Raw genomic sequence first — 17,629 nt, forward strand, 5'->3', positions numbered from 1 at the left:
GAAATAATTTGAATTAATTGTTTTCTTTATAAAAATGTATAATTTATTATGACAGAGTTTGTGTAGAGGAAGAATTAATGGCAAAAAGAGCAACGAGAAAAACAGGTAAAAAATCAAAAAAAACAGCAAAGAATTCAAATATTACAATAAATGTTATTGGTGCTATTTTAGTTTTAATATCTATATTAGCGTTATTTAAATTTGGAGTTGTAGGTAAATTTTTTACAAACTTATATAGATTAATTGTAGGAGATAGCTTTTACTTATTTGCATTGTTTTTAGTATTTATTGGTGCATTATTATTTGCTTTTGGAAAACTTCCTAAACCACCTGTTAAACAAATGACAGGTGCAGTATTAACATATTTTTCATTTTTAATTTTATTACATGCATTGTGGTTTAATACCATGAATATTCAAAATGATATTGTACGAGTAACTTTAAATGCATGTTTTGAAGATTTAAGAAGCGGTGTAACCACTAATCCACTAGGTGGAGGATTTGTAGGTGCGATATTGTATACCGCAACGCATACCCTATTTGGAAAAATAGGTACATATTTTGTGATTTTTATTGCAAGTATTATTGGAATATTAATGATTTGTAAAGTTACTATTCATCAAGTTATTGAGTTTACTAAGATGTCTATTCTTGGAATGAAAAATTCAACTAGTACTGTGAAAGAAAAAACGGTTAAGGCAAGTGATTTATTTTTTGATAAAAAAGATGAATCACAAACAATGAGTCGACGAGAAAAAAGAAATAAAGATAAAATAGAAGATGTAAATATTTTTGCCAATGAAACCAGTGAAAATAAAGAAGAAAAAACATCTGAATTTAAAATTGATACATATGAACCAGATCCAAAAAAAGAATCTATCTCAGAAAATACAGAAGATGTAGAGGTAGAAGATTTTGCGTCTTTGACAAAAAATAATTTTGATAATTCAGATTATGTTTTACCATCCTTATCGTTATTATCAGATGTTGAAAAAGTAGATCAAAGCAGTGAATTTAAAAAAATTGAAGATAATAAAAATAAATTACAAGCTACCTTTAAAAGCTTTGGAGTTGATGTAGATGTTAAAAAAGCAACTCTGGGACCAACAGTTACTAAGTACGAAATTCAGCCTGCAGTTGGTGTTAAGGTTTCAAAAATAGTTAATTTATCCGACGATTTAGCTTTAGCTTTGGCTGCTAAGGATATTCGAATAGAAGCTCCAATTCCAGGAAAACCTTTCGTTGGAATTGAAGTTCCTAACCAAAAGGGCGCTGTAGTTGGGTTTAAAGATGTAACAGAAAATCAAAAAGACAAAAGTAATCCTATGGAAGTTCCTCTAGGTAAAGATGTTACAGGGAATATAATTAGCAGTGATATCAGTAAAATGCCTCATTTACTAATTGCCGGATCAACGGGAAGTGGTAAGTCCGTTGCAATTAATACCATAATCACTGGTATTTTGATGAAAGCAAAACCAAGTGAAGTTAAATTGATATTAATTGATCCTAAAATGGTTGAGCTGAATGTATACAATGGAATACCACATTTATTAATACCAGTTGTTACTGATGCAAGAAGAGCGACAGGTGCGCTTCAAAAAGCAGTAAGCGAGATGGAAAGACGTTACAAATTATTTGCTGAGACAAATAATAGAAATATTACTGAATATAATGACTCAGTTAGAACTTATAACAATGAACATCCAGATACACCAATGGAAAAATTACCTTATGTTATATTAATTGTTGATGAGCTTTCAGATCTTATGATGACTGCAGGTAGAGAAGTGGAAGCCGCTATTGTTAGACTTGCACAGATGGCTCGCGCTGCAGGAATGCACATTATTATAGCTACTCAACGACCATCTGTTGATGTTATTACTGGGTTAATAAAAGCTAATGTTCCCTCAAGAATTGCTTTTGCAGTTTCAAGTGGTATAGATTCTAGAACTATACTGGATGCTAATGGTGCAGAAAAATTATTGGGAAGAGGAGATATGTTGTATCAGCCAATAGGTAAGAATAAACCTACGCGTGTACAAGGAGCTTATATAACAGAATCTGATGTAGAAAATGTTGTTAATTTTGTTAAGAACCAGCAACAAGCCCAATATGATGAAACAATGATTCCAAGTGATGAACCCGAAGTTGACGATTCACAAAAATCAAATGATGAAAAAAATAATATAGATGAATATTGGTATGAAGCACTTGAATTGATCATTAGTCAACAATCTGCGAGTGTATCAATGCTTCAAAGAAGATTTCAAATTGGATATAACCGAGCTGCTAGAATGGTAGATTCAATGGAAGACAAAGGATTAGTTGGACCTTCTGAAGGAAGTAAGGGAAGAAAAGTTCTTATAACACAAGACGAACTTGAAGCAATGAAAAGGCAAGAAAATAATGGAGAATAATTATTTATGATTGAAAATCTATCAAATAACATTCAAGTAGAGATAATTAAGGATAATAAATTTAATACTACTAGATTTGAAATTGATTTTTTTAGAACAATTAAGTCAAAAGAAACCACGATAAGAAAACTGCTTTCTAATATTTTGTCTCATTCTTGTCAAGAATATCCGCGAATGATAGATATATCTAGAAAAACAATGGATTTATATGGAGCAGATTTAAATTGTCGAAACCGCCAATGGGGTAATTTGAATGATATGAATTTCTCTATGGAGATAATTAATGGCGACGATGAAACAGTAGATGGACTATCTTTATTTAAAGAATCTTTTGAATTGTTAGAAAAGTTAATTCTTACACCAATTTTAAATAGGGATAAAAAAGGTTTCTCTGAAGATGTCTTTTCAGTTGAAAAAGATAATTTAGTCTCTAATTTGATTTCTATGAAAGATAATAAAGAGTTAACTAGTTATTTGAAATTGTGGCAATTACTTTTTAAAGAAAATCCAGAATATACAATTCCAGTAATTGGTGATTTATCAGAGCTGAAAAGCACTAATAATGAACAAGTTTTTCAGCATTATCAAGAAATGCTAAAAGATGATGCAGTTAAAATCACAGTTGTAAGTAATCTTGATGAGAATAAAATACTGGAACATATAAAAAATAGTAATTTAAGTAAGTTGTCAAACCAAAGATTGCTAGTTAAATGGAATAGGCAGTTAATTTCACTGGATAAACCAATAAAATTAATTGAAAAAGATAAAATTAATCAAAGTAGAATTTCAATTGGTTATGAAATAAATGGATTAAAGTTTAAAAATAATATTGTTTATCAATTATTTAATTTAGCTTTAGGTGGAGATGATCAATCTCTTTTATTTCAAAATGTTAGAGAAAAAAATAGTTTGGCTTATTCAATCAATAGTCAATATAACGCTTTTTCTAATATAGTTACTATTTACGCAGGTATTGATGGTCAAGAAGTTGATAATGCTATTAATCTTATTGATGACCAAATTGATGAATTACAAGAGAATGAAATATCAGATATTGCTTTAAAGCATATAAAGAAAATACTAATTACAAAAAGAAAACTAGCTAGCGATAGGATAACATCAGACTTAAATAAATCTGTATGGAGATATTTAAAGCCTCAAAATCTAATCGATGATGAAGAGTATATAAAAATAGTAAATGAAACAACAAAAAAAGATATTCAAAATGTTGCAAGACATTTGAAAAAAGTTGCAACATATATATTAGTTGGAGAGTAATTAATGAGTAAACATTTACAAATTTATTCAAAAAAAACAAAGAATGGACTTAATGTACAAGTTATTCCCATGCCTAAATATGAGCAGGTATATGCAATAGCAATGACTGATTTTGGTTCAGTAGATTTAACTAATCCTTTAACAAAAGAGGTTCTTCCCGCGGGAATTGCACATTTTATCGAACATAAGTTATTTGCCAAAAAAGGTTATGATTCATCAGATAAATTTGCATTATACGGAGCAAATGCAAATGCGTACACGAGTTATACTAAAACTGCATACTTATTTCAAACTTTAGAAAACGTGACAGATAATTTAGCAGTTCTTTTGGACTTAATTCAAACGCCGTACTTTACAAAAGATAATGTTGATAAAGAACGTGGCATTATTAATCAAGAAGTACAAATGTACTTAGATATGCCTGAGTGGAAAATAGAACAAAAAATATTGAGTAAGTTATATCCTAATGATCCGATTAGTTTTGATATTGCAGGAACTTCTGAGACTTTAAAGAAAATAAATAAAGATAATTTATTGGAAACTTATAAAACATTTTATAATCAAAAAAACATTAATTTAGTTATTGTGGGAAATGTGGATCATAATTCAATATTTTCTTTTATTGAGAAACATGATTTAAATATTACTAATGCTCCAGTTATAAAAAATGATATTAAAGTTAAAGATAATGTGTTGCCGGGATCAAATGAAAAAGAAGATATTAATCAAACAAAAACATCATTAGGGATAAGAATTGATGAAGAAAATTATCAGAATAATCCAATTAAAACTCAATATATGTTGAATATGATATTTGAGATTCTTATTGGAGAAAGTTCAAATCTATATGAAGAATTATTAAATAAACGATTAATAAATGATAATTTTGGCTATTCTGTTATTGTCGAACGAGGTTATTGCTTTGTATTAATAAATGGTGATTCAGATAAGCCTGAACTATTAAGACGAGAATTATTAAACCATTTTACAGTCGAGAAATTTAAAAAAATGGCTGTAGATAAAGTGGTTGAAAGATTTAAAAGAGATATTATGGGAAGTCTTGTCTTTTCAAAAAACTCACCAGAATCTATTGCAAATCAACAGGCTGAATTGTATTTTTATAATCTTGATATGAATAACTTGATAGATATAATTAAAAACATCACTAAAGAAGAACTTGTGGATTTAGCTAGCAAAATTTTAAATCAAAAAAATATGTCTTATTATGATTTGATTGGAAAAAATGATGAATAAAAAATATGCATTAGTTGTTGGAGCATCAGGTGATATTGGCGAGAGTATCGCAGCCAAATTAGCTAATTCGGGATGGTCATTATATCTTCATTATAATAATGGAGAAGAAAAGATAACAAAACTAATTTCTGAATTAGTAAAAAACTATCCTGAACAAGATTTCTTTAGTATAAAAGCTAATTTAATAACAGATAGCATTGATGTAATTAGCGAAAAAATATTTGCATTAAATGCAATAGTTTTTGCACAAGGAATTACAGAATATGGGTTATTTACATCTTTAACGGATATAAGAATGCAAGAGTTAATTAAGGTTAATTATGAAAAACCATTATTATTGGTAAAGAAACTTCAAGATAAAATATCTAATACTGGATTTGGTAGAATTATTTTTTTAAGTTCGGTTTATGGAAAAATTGGTTCTCCAATGGAAGTAATGTATAGTTCTTTAAAGGGAGCAATTTCAAGCTTTGCTAATGCATATGCAAAAGAAGTTGCAAGTCTTGGTATAACAGTCAATGCCATAGCTCCTGGAGCCGTAAAAACCAATATGACAAAAGATTTTACTGAAGAAGAAATTAAAGATTTAAATGAACAAATACCAGTGGGGAAAATGGCCAAACCCAAAGATATTAGTTTTTGGGTGGATATATTAATGAAAAAAGAGGCAGAATATATGACGGGTGAAACTATTTACATAGACGGTGGATGGCTGTTTTAAAAGTATTTATGAGAAAAATATTATATGGTATACTTATTTCAAATTAAGCAGGTGATATTATGGACGAGATTGGTCAAAGACTAAGAGCAGCCCGTATTGAAAAGGGTTTGACAATAGATGATTTACAACAAACAACGAAAATTCAAAAAAGATATCTAATTGCTATTGAAGAAGGGCAATTTGATCAATTACCAGGTGAATTTTATGTACGAGCATTTATGAAACAATATGCACAAGCTGTTGGTTTGGACAGTAAGGAATTGTTAGGTGATACTGTAATAGAAACACCAGAACAAGGTTCGATTGTTTCTGGTGTAAATAAACAATTGAATAATGAGAGAAAAGCTGCTAGTAAAGGCTCTTTGAATACAAACACGATAAAAAATTATATACCACAAGCTATAGTAGTGATTTTAGTTATCATTATATTAGGAGCCATTTTTGCTATTGCAACGCAAAACAAAGCAAACAATCAGACAGTAATTCCTGATAAAAGTAAAGTAGTTAAAAAAGAGGATACATCAAAGAAAGCAGATTCTAGTAAAGATTCCAATGTTTCTAAAAAGACAAATAAAACTGAGAAAAAAGATGAATCAAAATCCATGGCAATAACTGCAGTTACTGGTGATACAAGTAGTTTTATTATCAAGAATCTTCCTAAGTCTGATAATAAATTAACAGTGACTGCTGGTAGTACAAAAGCGTGGATTCAAGTTTCTATTGATGGTGCAAGTACTTGGGCTGGTGCTTTAGCAGCAAATCAAACTCAGCAAGTTGCAATTCCTGATGGTGCTAAGAAAATACAAGTACATTCTGGAAATGCTAGAGCAACAAGTATTAAAATTAATGAAACAGATGTAAATATTACTGATCTTGCAACGGGCAAGTTTGTTAGAACTTTTAATTTTGATATTCAATAAAAAACACCACTTGGTGTTTTTTTAATATAAAGGATGGAATGTAGATATGGAAATGAATTTACCAAATAAATTGACAATTTTTAGAATATTTTTAATACCTTTGTTTATATTATTGTTAGCTGTAAATATAGATATGGGAGACTTAGTTGTTTTTAATCAGATGATTCCAATGAACCAAGTATGGGCAACGATAATATTTATAATTGCATCATTAACGGATTTATTAGATGGTAAGATAGCAAGAAAAAATAAATTAGTAACTAACTTTGGAAAGTTTGCAGATCCTTTGGCTGATAAAATGCTTGTTATGACTGCTTTTGTATTTTTAGTAGTGTTAGGTAAAGCACCGGCATGGGTAGTTGCAATTATTCTTTGTAGAGAATTAGCAATTACAGGATTAAGAACTTTGTTAGTAGAAAATGGGCAAAAAGTTTTAGCAGCACAAATGCCTGGAAAAATAAAAACAACAACACAAATGCTGGCTATAATTTTATTACTATTAAATAATATTTTTTTTGAAACATTAGGATTTCCGTTAGCAACTATAATGTTATATATAGCATTAATATTTACAATTTATTCTGGTGCTGACTATTTTATTCAAAATAGGTCAGTTTTTATTGATAAAAAATAGTAATTTACGTAATTTAAAATGTGGTGAAAAAAATGACTAATAAACTAAGCTTAGAAAATATTGAGAATTTAGAAGCTATAGATGATCAAATTTACAATAAGATCATTTTATTCACTGTAAAAAAATTAATAGAAAATAAGTTAACTATAACTGCAGCTGAAAGTTTAACTGCGGGGATGTTTTTATCTTCTTTAGCAGATGTTTCTGGTGCGTCCCAAATATTGGAGGGCGGATTTGTTACTTACTCAAACCGCGCAAAACAAAAGATTCTTAATATTGATGAAAAAATAATAAATGAATATGGTGTTGTTAGTGAAGTCATAGCAGAGCTTATGGCGCAGAATAGTAAAGCAAAAATGCATAGTTTAATAGGAATTGGCTTGACAGGAGTTGCAGGGCCCAATTCATTGGAAGGTAAAAAAGCAGGGACTGTTTATATCGGATATTCAGATGAAAAGATAACAACTGCCTATAAATTTAATTTTCTAGGTGACCGTAAACTAATTAGAAAAAAAGCAGTTACGGCAGCTATGTTAATAATTCAAAAAAATAGTTTCAACCATTAAGAACATTTGTTCGTATTTTTGCTTGCATAATTTTTATGGTAAAGATAAAATATTTATGTGAGATATTAAAAGGAGGACCAAAAATTGGTTCAAGATGAAAGAAAAGCTGCATTAGATGCAGCACTAAAAAAAATAGAAAAAAGTTACGGCAAAGGCGCAATTATGAGAATGGGAGATAATGTAAGTACACAAATTCAAACCGTATCTTCTGGTTCACTTGCGATTGATAATGCGCTAGGTGTCGGTGGTTTCCCCCGCGGAAGAATTGTAGAAATATATGGACCTGAAAGTTCTGGTAAAACTACTGTCGCTTTACAAGCAGTTGCTCAGGTTCAAAAAAATGGTGGAACAGCGGCTTATATTGATGCGGAAAATGCTATGGATCCTGCTTATGCAACTGCTTTAGGAGTAAATATTGATGATCTTTTGCTTTCTCAGCCTGATACTGGTGAGCAAGGACTTGAAATAGCAGATGCTCTTGTATCAAGTGGAGCTATTGATATTGTTGTAGTTGATTCTGTTGCTGCACTTGTTCCACGTGCTGAGATTGAAGGAGAAATGGGTGATGCTCATGTGGGATTACAAGCTCGTTTAATGTCTCAAGCACTAAGGAAACTTTCAGGCTCAATAAATAAAACAAAGACTATTGCTTTGTTCATAAATCAAATTCGTGAAAAAGTTGGAATAATGTTTGGAAATCCTGAGACAACTCCAGGTGGAAGAGCATTGAAATTTTATTCAACCGTTAGATTAGAAGTGAGAAGATCAGAACAGATAAAAGACGGTTCTGATGTAATAGGAAATAGAGTTAAAGTTAAAGTTGTCAAAAATAAAGTTGCCCCACCATTTAAAGTAGCTATTGTGGACATTATGTATGGAAAAGGTATTTCTCAGTCTGGTGAACTTGTCGATATGGCGGTTGATAAAGATATTATTAAGAAGGCTGGAGCTTGGTATTCCTATAATGAAGAACGAATTGGTCAAGGAAGAGAAAACGCGAAAACATATATTGAAGAACGTCCAGAGATGTATAAAGAGATATATGAGAGGGTTCGTGAAGAATATGAAATGGACGGCGTGAAAGAAGAAGTTGTAGAAGAAGACAAAAAAGAAGAAACTGATTAAAAAGAAGGAAGAAATTCCTTCTTTTTTATGTAATTAATATTATTGACTAATGTTTTTTTTAATAATATTATTAACAATGTACGTATAATCTTTAACAATTTAATAAATTAAAAATTTTACTACAAAAAAATAATAAAGTATGTGGAGGAATGGATTATGCTAACGAATCCAGTAAACCTCGCAATCATGCTAATATTTTTGCTAGTTGGTTGTTTAATTGGATATGTTGTGTGTAAAAAAAGTTATGATAAAAAACTTTCAGATGCACACACTTCTGCTGATCAGATAATTCAAGATGCTAAAAGAGAAGCTTCAACGTCAAAAAAAGAAGCTTTATTAGAGGCTAAAGAAGAAGCACACAAATATCGTGCTGAACAAGAATTGGATTTAAAAGAACGTCGAAAAGACATTCAAAAGCAAGAAGAACGTCTCTTACAAAGAGAAGAAGTTTTAGATAGAAAAGACACGACTTTGGATAAGCGTGAAAATAATCTAGAACAAAGAGAAAATGACGTTACAGCCCAACAAAAGACAATTGAAAAACAAAAAGAAGATTTATCCTCAATTATTTCAAAAGAACAAGAAGAACTTCATAGAATTGGTAATTTATCTGAAGAAGACGCAAAAAAACAAATTATTGATGATTTAAATGAAAAATTAACTCATGAAAAGTCTGAACTTATAAAAGAAAGTCAAGAAGTTGCACAACAAGATGCAAATAAAATTGCCAAAAATCTTATTGTGGAAGCAATTCAAAGAAGTGCAGCTGACACTGTTACTGAAAATACTGTTACAACAATAACGTTACCCAATGATGATATGAAGGGTAGAATTATTGGAAAGGAAGGTAGAAATATTCGTTCCTTTGAAAGTTTAACAGGAATTGACTTAATTATTGATGATACTCCAGAAATTGTTGTACTTAGTGGCTATGATCCAATTAGAAGGGAAATAGCCAGAATTGCTTTGGATAGACTGATTCAAGATGGTAGAATTCATCCAACTAGGATTGAAGAGATGGTGGACAAAGCTCGTCAAGAAATGGATGAGAGAATTCGTGAACTTGGAGAACAGGCCATATATAGCTTAGGGATTCATAATATGCATCCTGACTTAATTAAGATTCTTGGAAGAATGAATTTTAGAACGAGTTATGGTCAAAATGTATTAAGTCATTCAATTGAAGTTGCAAAGCTTTCTGGACTTATGGCAGCAGAGTTAAATGAGGATGAAACGTTAGCTAAGAGAGCAGGTTTATTACATGATATTGGTAAAGCTATTGATAGAGAAGTTGAAGGTTCTCATGTTGAAATAGGCGTTGAACTAACAACAAAATATAAAGAGTCACAGGTTGTGATTAATACTATTGCTTCTCATCATGGTGATACAGAACCAACTTCATTAATTGCAACAATTGTTGCAGCAGCAGATGCAATTTCTGCAGCACGACCAGGTGCAAGATCTGAATCTATGGAAAACTACATACATAGACTTGAAAGATTAGAACAAATTGCTAATGACTATGATGGAGTAGATCATACATATGCAATTCAAGCTGGTCGAGAAGTTAGAGTAATGGTTAAACCAGAAGACATTTCTGATGATCAGGCAACTATACTGTCTAGAGATATAAAAAATCAAATAGAAGATGAATTAGAATATCCCGGACATATAAAAGTTACTGTTATTAGAGAAATAAGAAAAGTTGAATATGCTAAATAAAAAAGCCGAAAGGCTTTTTTTACTTTAAGTATATTTAACACTTTATTGTAATTAACCTTGCAATTTGTATAATTATATTAATAAGTAAATGAAAGTTGGAAAGAAATGTTTAGTATTATTGTTAAATTATTTGTCACAATGATAATCGCTGCAATTCTAACACCGTTTGTTAGAAAATTAGCATTTGTTTTAGGAGCTGTCGATAATCCGAATGCACGAAGGGTTAATAAAACACCTATGCCAACAATGGGTGGAGTTGCTATATTTTTAGCGTTTACGTTTTCAACTTTTATTTTATTAAGGTATCAAATACCCACACATGAATTGTTTAGTGTATTTTTGGCTGAATGTGTAATTATATTAACTGGAATGATTGATGATATAAGAGAATTAAAGCCTAGGCAAAAAATGCTTGGAATATTTATTGCCTCTTTAATTATTTATTTCTTAGCTGGTATTAGAATGGATTTCTTAGAACTACCAATTATTGGACACATTGACTTCGGTTGGTTGAGTTTTCCAATCACTGTAATATGGATTTTGGCAATAACTAACGCTGTCAATTTAATCGATGGCCTTGATGGATTAGCAACAGGTGTGTCTATTATTAGTTTATTTACAATGGGAATTGTTGGTTACTTCTTTTTAAATGTTGGTAATACCTATATTTCAATTTGGATATTTGCTTTAGTTGCTTCCTTATTAGGATTCTTACCACATAATTTTCATCCCGCTAAGATATTTCTTGGAGATACTGGAGCGTTATTTATTGGATTTATGATGGCTGTGTTTTCTTTAAAGGGATTAAAAAACGTTACTTTTATCAGTGTTTTAATTCCGGTTATTATCATGGGTGTACCAATAACTGATACAATATATGCAATGTTGCGTAGAATTTTAAATAAAAAGCCTATATCTCAAGCTGATAAACATCATCTACACCATAGATTAATGCAAATGGGGCTTTCACATCGACAAACCGTCTTAGTTATTTATGGAATAGCATTGGTATTTTCATTTATAGCTTTGTTATATCCACTATCTAGTTTATGGGGAAGTATTTTATTAACTATTTTTGTTTTGATTGGTTTAGAATTATTTGTAGAATCAATTGGATTAATGGGTGAAAATAGACAACCATTACTAAATTTTATAAAAAAAATATTTAATAAATTGGAAAAAGATAATAAAAACGACTGACACTATATAAGTCAGTCGTTTTTTATTGGAATCTCTCTTAATTTGATATTTCCTTCAACAATGTTTAGAGCGTTGTTAAATTTATATTTTAGGTTTTTGATATAATTTTCTTTTTCATTAATAGGTATATAAATAGTGATTTTAACAGTATCTGTATAATCGATACTAGATATTTCATAGTTTGAAGTATATTTAAATGTATCTAAAAGATTGTATGGCATTGTAATTATTAATTCTTGAAGATTGACAGCTTGGACTATGTCACTGTCTTTTATAGCTGAACTAATTGAGCTTGAATATGCACGAATTAGTCCGCCAGTACCTAATTTTGTTCCACCAAAATATCTTGTTACCACAGCAAGTACATTAGTAATATTTTTTTCTATTAATACATTTAATATAGGAACACCAGCTGTTCCTGTAGGTTCTCCGTCATCAGATGAATGTCTAATTAGTGAGTCTTTACCTAATATATAAGCACTACAATTATGATTAGCTTTATTGTGTTCTTTTTTCACAGCAGTTAGCCTATCTTCAACTTGTTGTTCAGATGTAACTTTAAATATATTGGTTATAAATTTTGATTTTTTTTTTTCAATTGAGTTTGAAATGTCTTTTCCAATTGTTAAATATTCTGCCAATTAAAAGCTCCTATTGCGTAATTTGTATTATGAATGATTTTAATATACAGAGTTTATCAAATAGAGTATTAGTTTTAAACGAATTAAGTGAAAAATATTTAAGTTTGACTACTAAATATGATATTATTCCGGCCATTGAAAATAATAAATGTAATCGATGTTTAGGTAGTGATTTTGGTTATATTAATGAAAAGAAATATTGTAGATCTTGTGTTGGTTTTGGGAGAATTGATGAGAATACGAAGTTGATAAAATTTAGAGATTTACTCGATCTTAAAGAAAAAGACAATTATTTAAAATGGAATGGGAAACTTAGTGACTTACAAAATGATATTTCAAACCAGCTTTGTAAAAATATATATAAGTTTAAATCTCATTTATTATGGGCCGTGACAGGTGCAGGGAAAACTGAAATATTGTATGCGACTTTAAATAATTTATTTATTGATAAAAATAAGGTAGCATTAGTTTCTCCAAGAATTGATGTTTGCGAAGAACTTTTTCCAAGAATTACTCAAGCTTTTGACATAAGTGCTAAATTAATGCACGGAAAAAAAGAAGAAGAATATATACCTGCTCAATTAATAATAGCAACTGTACATCAATTAATTAAATTTGAAAGGTCTTTTGATGTAATAATAGTTGATGAGGTTGATTCGTATCCTTTATTTGGCAATCAATGGCTTCAAAATATCATATTAAAAGCTTTAAAAAATAATGGAAAAATTATTTATTTATCGGCAACTCCTCCAAAAGAAATACTAAAAAATGTAGAGAAAACATACTATCTTTGTCAGAGATTTCATGGGAAACCATTACCAGTACCAAAATCAAAAATGTTATTTTTTGAAAAGCAAATTTTGAAACATTTAAATACATTGTATAAAAATAATCAAAGATTTTTATTGTTTTTTCCTAGTATTAAAGTAATGAATGAATTCATAGAAAGGAATTCATTTAATTTTTTTTTCAAAGCTGTTAGTTCTAAAAATAAAAAAAGAATAGAGATAATAAAAGAATTTAGAGAAAATAAAATTTTTGCTCTATTTACAACTACAATTTTAGAACGAGGAGTAACTTTTAAAAATGTTGAAATCATTGTTTATAATTCGGATAACAAAAACTTTTCCAAAGAGACGTTAATTCAAATTGCAGGTAGAGCGGGAAGAAAAAAAGAGTACTTTGATGATAATGTAACGTTTTATTACTTTCTCTTTAATAAACAAGTTAAAGAATCAGTATTAGAAATAAAAAAACTAAATAGATTGGCTAAGAACTTATAGTGAATTGTATTAGATGTAAACAAAAAATATTAAAAAATCCATCATTTTATGAATTGATTTTTTGTAAAGAACCTATTCAGCAAGCTATATGTGAACTTTGTTATTCGAGATTTGAAAAAATAATTGGTAGAAATTGTAGGTATTGCTTTAAAAAAACAAAAAAAGCAATTTGTAATGATTGTATTTATTGGAAAAAATATATGGGAAGTTTGTAAAGCATAAATCTTTATACAGATATAACGATGAAATGCATGATTTCTTTAGAGAATATAAAAGAAATGGTGATGTAGAATTATCAAATGTTTTTTCAAAGGAAATAGGACAAATGAAATATTTTGAGAATTTTGATCTTATAACTTATATACCGTCAATTCATTCTCATTTTAAAAAAAGACAATTTAATCCTGTTAAAGAACTGTATAAACAATTACCACTTGAAAATATTTTTAAAATTATTGATGAAAACGACAGTTCACAAGCTATGAAGACTAGGACTGAAAGACTAAAGGTTTCGCAAAAATTTCAAGTTATTAAAGATATATCTGAGGTAAAAAAAATTGTTATTGTTGATGATGTTTATACAACAGGAAGAACACTAAATCATGCACGAGAGGCTATTTTAAATGTTAATTCTAATTGTGAAGTTGAGACCTTTTCTTTAGCAAGATAGAGGATATTAATTGTATTGAAACGTTTTCAATTATATAATTAATTAAAGGTTAGAAACCTTTTAAAATTCCTTTGTGGAAGGAGAGATTTTTATGTTAAAGATTAATGTACGTGGAGAAAATATTGAGGTAACAGAAGCAATAAGAAATTATGTGATAAAAAAGTTGGAACGTATGAATAAGTACTTTGATGTTAATACAGAACCAACTGCACATGTAAATTTAAAGGTGTATCCTAACTCTAAAACAAAGGTAGAAGTAACAATTCCACTTCCTTATTTAGTATTAAGAGCTGAAGAATTAAATGATGACTTATATGCAGGAATTGACTTAGTCATTGATAAGCTTGAAAGACAAGTTAGAAAGTATAAAACAAAAATAAATCGTAAGTCACGTGAAAAGGGCTTAAAAGATTTTGTTGCTGTTGATGAAGAAATAACTGATGATGAAATTGAAAATGAATTAAGAGTTGTAAGAACAAAACATGTAGCTTTAAAACCAATGGATGTTGAAGAAGCAATCTTACAAATGAATATGCTAGAACATGATTTCTTTATCTTTGAAGATGCTGAAACTAATGGAATTAGTATCGTTTATAAAAGAAATGATGGGAAGTTTGCTTTAATTGAAACTGGTGAATAGAAAAATATCCCAAGAAATTGGGATATTTTTTGTTTATAATTTTAAAAATGTTAAAATAATAGATGTATATATTTAATTTACATAAGTAAAATGATAAGATTACTTAGATACTTTGTATATAATTAGGGATACAATTACAGGAGCGATTTTTAAAATATGGCAAATCCGTTAAGAAAATGGGTCGAAAGTGACAAACGTGAAGTTAAACGAATGGGCAAAATTGCCGATAAGGTAATTAGCTACGAAGAAGAATATAAAAAATTGACCGATGAGCAATTGCAGGCCAAAACTCCAGAATTTAAAAAGAGATTAGAAGATGGAGAAACTTTAGATGATATATTACCTGAAGCTTTTGCAACTGCTAGAGAAGGTGCAAGAAGAGTTTTAGGACTCTTCCCATTTAGAGTTCAAATTATTGGTGGTATTACTTTACATGAAGGAAATATTGCTGAAATGAAAACTGGTGAAGGTAAAACATTAACAGCAACTCTTCCGGTTTATTTAAATGCTCTTGAAGGAAAAGGTGTTCATGTTGTTACGGTTAATGAATATCTTTCTGCACGTGATGCAAAAGAAATGGGCGAGTTATATAACTGGTTAGGCTTAACAGTTGGTTTGAATGTTAATGCACTAGATTCTGATCAAAAACGAGAAGCATATCAAGCTGATATTACTTACTCTACAAATAGTGAACTTGGGTTTGATTATCTTCGTGACAACATGGTTGTTTATAAAGAACAGATGGTACAAAGACCACTTCATTTTGCTATTGTTGATGAGGTCGATTCAATTTTAATTGATGAAGCCAGAACACCATTGATTATTTCTGGACAGGCAGAAAAATCTACAGCTCTTTATATAAGAACTGATCGTTTTGCTAAGTCATTAACTGAAGATGATTATAAGATTGATTGGCCAACTAAGACTATAAGTTTGACCGAAGAAGGTATAAAAAAAGCTGAAGAGAACTTTGGACTAGATAATCTTTATGATATTGACAATACAGCTTTAAATCATCATCTAGATCAAGCATTAAGAGCTAATTATATTATGCTTTTGGATATTGATTATGTTGTTCAAGATGGCGAAGTAATGATTGTTGATCAGTTTACTGGTCGTGTTATGGAAGGACGTCGTTATTCTGATGGACTCCATCAAGCAATTGAGGCTAAAGAAGGTGTTGAGATTCAAGATGAAACTCAGACTATGGCTAACATTACTTATCAAAACTTTTTTAGAATGTATGACAAATTGTCGGGTATGACAGGTACTGCAAAAACCGAAGAAGAAGAATTTAGAGAAATTTATAATATGGAAGTTATTTCTATTCCAACCAACAAGCCTATTGTTCGTGTTGATGAATCAGATTTACTTTATCCAACTCTAAATAGTAAATTTAAAGCAGTTGTTGAAGATATTCGCCAACGTCATGAAAAAGGACAACCAATTTTGGTTGGTACAGTTGCCGTTGAATCATCAGAACGTCTATCAAGAATGCTGGATAGAGAAAAAATTCCTCATGCAGTTTTAAATGCTAAAAATCATGCCAAAGAAGCTGAAATTGTTATGAATGCCGGACAAAGAGGGGCAGTGACAATTGCTACTAATATGGCTGGACGTGGTACTGATATTAAATTAGGACCTGGCGTACGTGAAGTGGGCGGACTAGCAGTAATCGGTACAGAAAGACATGAATCACGTCGTATTGACAATCAATTACGTGGGCGATCAGGTCGTCAAGGTGATCCTGGACATACACAATTTTACTTATCACTTGAAGATGATTTGATGAAGCGTTTTGGTTCAGAAAGAGTTAAGAAGGTTCTTGAAAGATTTCAAGTAGAAGATGATGATGCAGTAATCCAAAGCAGAATGATTTCAAAACAAGTTGAAAGTGCACAGAAGCGTGTTGAGGGTAATAACTACGATACTCGTAAGAATACACTTCAATATGACGATGTTATGCGTGAACAACGTGAAGTTATCTACAAAGAAAGAATGCAAGTTATCCAAGAGGAAAACGATCTTAAATCTGTATTGTTCCCAATGATGGAGCGTACAATTAATAATCAGGTTGCCGTACATACTCAAGGAAACGAAAATGATTGGGATTTAAAAGCTATTTATGACTTTGCAACTTCTTCTATGGTTAGTGAAGAACGTATTTCAATGGATAATCTTCAAGGTAAAAAACCTAAAGAAATTAGCGAATTTTTGATGAATCTTGTAGATGAAAATTATGCTAAAAAAGAAGAAGACCTGGGTGATCCAAGTCAAATGCTAGAGTTTGAAAAAGTTGTTATCTTAAGAGTTGTTGATGATCATTGGACAAATCATATTGATGCAATGGATCAATTAAGACAGTCTATTGGATTACGTGGCTACGGTCAGTTAAATCCACTTGTTGAGTATCAAGAAGAAGGATATCGTATGTTTGAAGAAATGATATCAGGTATAGATTTTGATGTTACAAGATTGTTTATGAAGGCTGAAATTAGACAAAATATTGCACGCTAAAAAGACAGGCCGAGAAGCCTGCCTTTTTTATAATAGGAGAA

At 30.0% G+C, this 17,629-nt stretch carries 14 protein-coding genes and 1 pseudogene; 14 read left to right on the top strand and 1 reads right to left on the bottom strand.

Going from position 1 to position 17,629, the window contains the following annotated elements:
• Nucleotides 1-77 precede the first annotated feature (77 nt).
• From ACUV9F_RS02070 to ACUV9F_RS02115, 10 genes and pseudogenes are all read left to right on the top strand, one after another.
• Nucleotides 78-2,417 carry an FtsK/SpoIIIE family DNA translocase gene (locus tag ACUV9F_RS02070; protein ID WP_446184036.1) on the top strand — a complete coding sequence of 780 codons (2,340 nt, stop codon included), beginning with the start codon at nt 78-80 and terminating at the stop codon, nt 2,415-2,417.
• A 6-nt stretch (nt 2,418-2,423) separates the two neighbouring features.
• A complete protein-coding gene (yfmF, locus tag ACUV9F_RS02075) occupies nt 2,424-3,695 on the top strand; it encodes an EF-P 5-aminopentanol modification-associated protein YfmF (protein WP_446184037.1) in 1,272 nt (423 codons plus the stop codon).
• Between the two features lie 3 nt (nt 3,696-3,698).
• Nucleotides 3,699-4,949 carry an EF-P 5-aminopentanol modification-associated protein YfmH gene (gene yfmH / locus ACUV9F_RS02080; protein WP_446184038.1) on the top strand — a complete coding sequence of 417 codons (1,251 nt, stop codon included), beginning with the start codon at nt 3,699-3,701 and terminating at the stop codon, nt 4,947-4,949.
• Nucleotides 4,942-5,670 (top strand): elongation factor P 5-aminopentanone reductase, encoded by a 729-nt coding sequence (ymfI, locus tag ACUV9F_RS02085; protein WP_446184039.1) that lies wholly within the window; start codon nt 4,942-4,944, stop codon nt 5,668-5,670. Before yfmH ends, ymfI begins: the two co-directional genes overlap by 8 nt.
• A 59-nt stretch (nt 5,671-5,729) precedes the next feature.
• A pseudogene (locus tag ACUV9F_RS02090) lies at nt 5,730-6,548 on the top strand (helix-turn-helix domain-containing protein); the annotation flags it as partial.
• Between the two features lie 94 nt (nt 6,549-6,642).
• Complete coding sequence (pgsA, locus tag ACUV9F_RS02095) at nt 6,643-7,224, top strand: CDP-diacylglycerol--glycerol-3-phosphate 3-phosphatidyltransferase (RefSeq protein WP_446184337.1); 582 nt, start codon at nt 6,643-6,645, stop codon at nt 7,222-7,224.
• A 32-nt stretch (nt 7,225-7,256) separates the two neighbouring features.
• The gene (locus ACUV9F_RS02100) at nt 7,257-7,790 is read left to right on the top strand and encodes a CinA family protein (RefSeq protein ID WP_446184040.1); all 534 of its coding nucleotides are present in this window, start codon (nt 7,257-7,259) and stop codon (nt 7,788-7,790) included.
• An 84-nt stretch (nt 7,791-7,874) separates the two neighbouring features.
• Nucleotides 7,875-8,915, top strand: a complete 1,041-nt coding sequence (recA, locus tag ACUV9F_RS02105; RefSeq protein ID WP_446184041.1) for a recombinase RecA — start codon at nt 7,875-7,877, stop codon at nt 8,913-8,915.
• A gap of 156 nt (nt 8,916-9,071) precedes the next feature.
• On the top strand, nt 9,072-10,637 hold the full coding sequence (gene rny / locus ACUV9F_RS02110) for a ribonuclease Y (protein ID WP_446184042.1): 1,566 nt from the start codon (nt 9,072-9,074) through the stop codon (nt 10,635-10,637).
• Nucleotides 10,638-10,742: 105 nt separating this feature from the next.
• Nucleotides 10,743-11,837, top strand: a complete 1,095-nt coding sequence (locus ACUV9F_RS02115; RefSeq protein ID WP_446184043.1) for a glycosyltransferase family 4 protein — start codon at nt 10,743-10,745, stop codon at nt 11,835-11,837.
• An 11-nt stretch (nt 11,838-11,848) separates the two neighbouring features.
• Here the strand turns inward: ACUV9F_RS02115 and ACUV9F_RS02120 are convergent, their stop codons facing one another.
• The gene (locus ACUV9F_RS02120; protein ID WP_446184044.1) at nt 11,849-12,478 is read right to left on the bottom strand and encodes a YigZ family protein; all 630 of its coding nucleotides are present in this window, start codon (nt 12,476-12,478) and stop codon (nt 11,849-11,851) included.
• Nucleotides 12,479-12,507: 29 nt separating this feature from the next.
• On the opposite strand from ACUV9F_RS02120, the gene ACUV9F_RS02125 reads away from it, so the two are divergent.
• From ACUV9F_RS02125 to secA, 4 genes are all read left to right on the top strand, one after another.
• Entirely contained in the window at nt 12,508-13,761 is a 1,254-nt protein-coding gene (locus tag ACUV9F_RS02125; protein WP_446184045.1) for a helicase-related protein, read from the top strand.
• A gap of 187 nt (nt 13,762-13,948) precedes the next feature.
• Nucleotides 13,949-14,431: a ComF family protein gene (locus ACUV9F_RS02130; protein ID WP_446184046.1), complete on the top strand. Its 483-nt coding sequence runs from the start codon at nt 13,949-13,951 to the stop codon at nt 14,429-14,431.
• Nucleotides 14,432-14,522: 91 nt separating this feature from the next.
• Nucleotides 14,523-15,071: a ribosome hibernation-promoting factor, HPF/YfiA family gene (hpf, locus tag ACUV9F_RS02135; RefSeq protein ID WP_446184047.1), complete on the top strand. Its 549-nt coding sequence runs from the start codon at nt 14,523-14,525 to the stop codon at nt 15,069-15,071.
• Nucleotides 15,072-15,227: 156 nt separating this feature from the next.
• A complete protein-coding gene (secA, locus tag ACUV9F_RS02140; RefSeq protein ID WP_446184048.1) occupies nt 15,228-17,588 on the top strand; it encodes a preprotein translocase subunit SecA in 2,361 nt (786 codons plus the stop codon).
• Nucleotides 17,589-17,629 lie beyond the last annotated feature (41 nt).

The sequence above is a fragment of the Daquilactobacillus linshuiensis genome (assembly GCF_052828685.1).

Excerpts from the sequence above, each read along its gene's own strand:
- ymfI (WP_446184039.1), top strand. The coding sequence starts at position 4,942 with ATGAATAAAAAATATGCATTAGTTGTTGGAGCATCAGGTGATATTGGC.
- ACUV9F_RS02070 (WP_446184036.1), top strand. The coding sequence starts at position 78 with ATGGCAAAAAGAGCAACGAGAAAAACAGGTAAAAAATCAAAAAAAACA.
- yfmH (WP_446184038.1), top strand. The coding sequence starts at position 3,699 with ATGAGTAAACATTTACAAATTTATTCAAAAAAAACAAAGAATGGACTT.
- ACUV9F_RS02100 (WP_446184040.1), top strand. The coding sequence starts at position 7,257 with ATGACTAATAAACTAAGCTTAGAAAATATTGAGAATTTAGAAGCTATA.
- pgsA (WP_446184337.1), top strand. The coding sequence starts at position 6,643 with ATGAATTTACCAAATAAATTGACAATTTTTAGAATATTTTTAATACCT.
- yfmF (WP_446184037.1), top strand. The coding sequence starts at position 2,424 with ATGATTGAAAATCTATCAAATAACATTCAAGTAGAGATAATTAAGGAT.
- hpf (WP_446184047.1), top strand. The coding sequence starts at position 14,523 with ATGTTAAAGATTAATGTACGTGGAGAAAATATTGAGGTAACAGAAGCA.
- rny (WP_446184042.1), top strand. The coding sequence starts at position 9,072 with ATGCTAACGAATCCAGTAAACCTCGCAATCATGCTAATATTTTTGCTA.
- secA (WP_446184048.1), top strand. The coding sequence starts at position 15,228 with ATGGCAAATCCGTTAAGAAAATGGGTCGAAAGTGACAAACGTGAAGTT.
- ACUV9F_RS02125 (WP_446184045.1), top strand. The coding sequence starts at position 12,508 with ATGAATGATTTTAATATACAGAGTTTATCAAATAGAGTATTAGTTTTA.
- ACUV9F_RS02115 (WP_446184043.1), top strand. The coding sequence starts at position 10,743 with ATGTTTAGTATTATTGTTAAATTATTTGTCACAATGATAATCGCTGCA.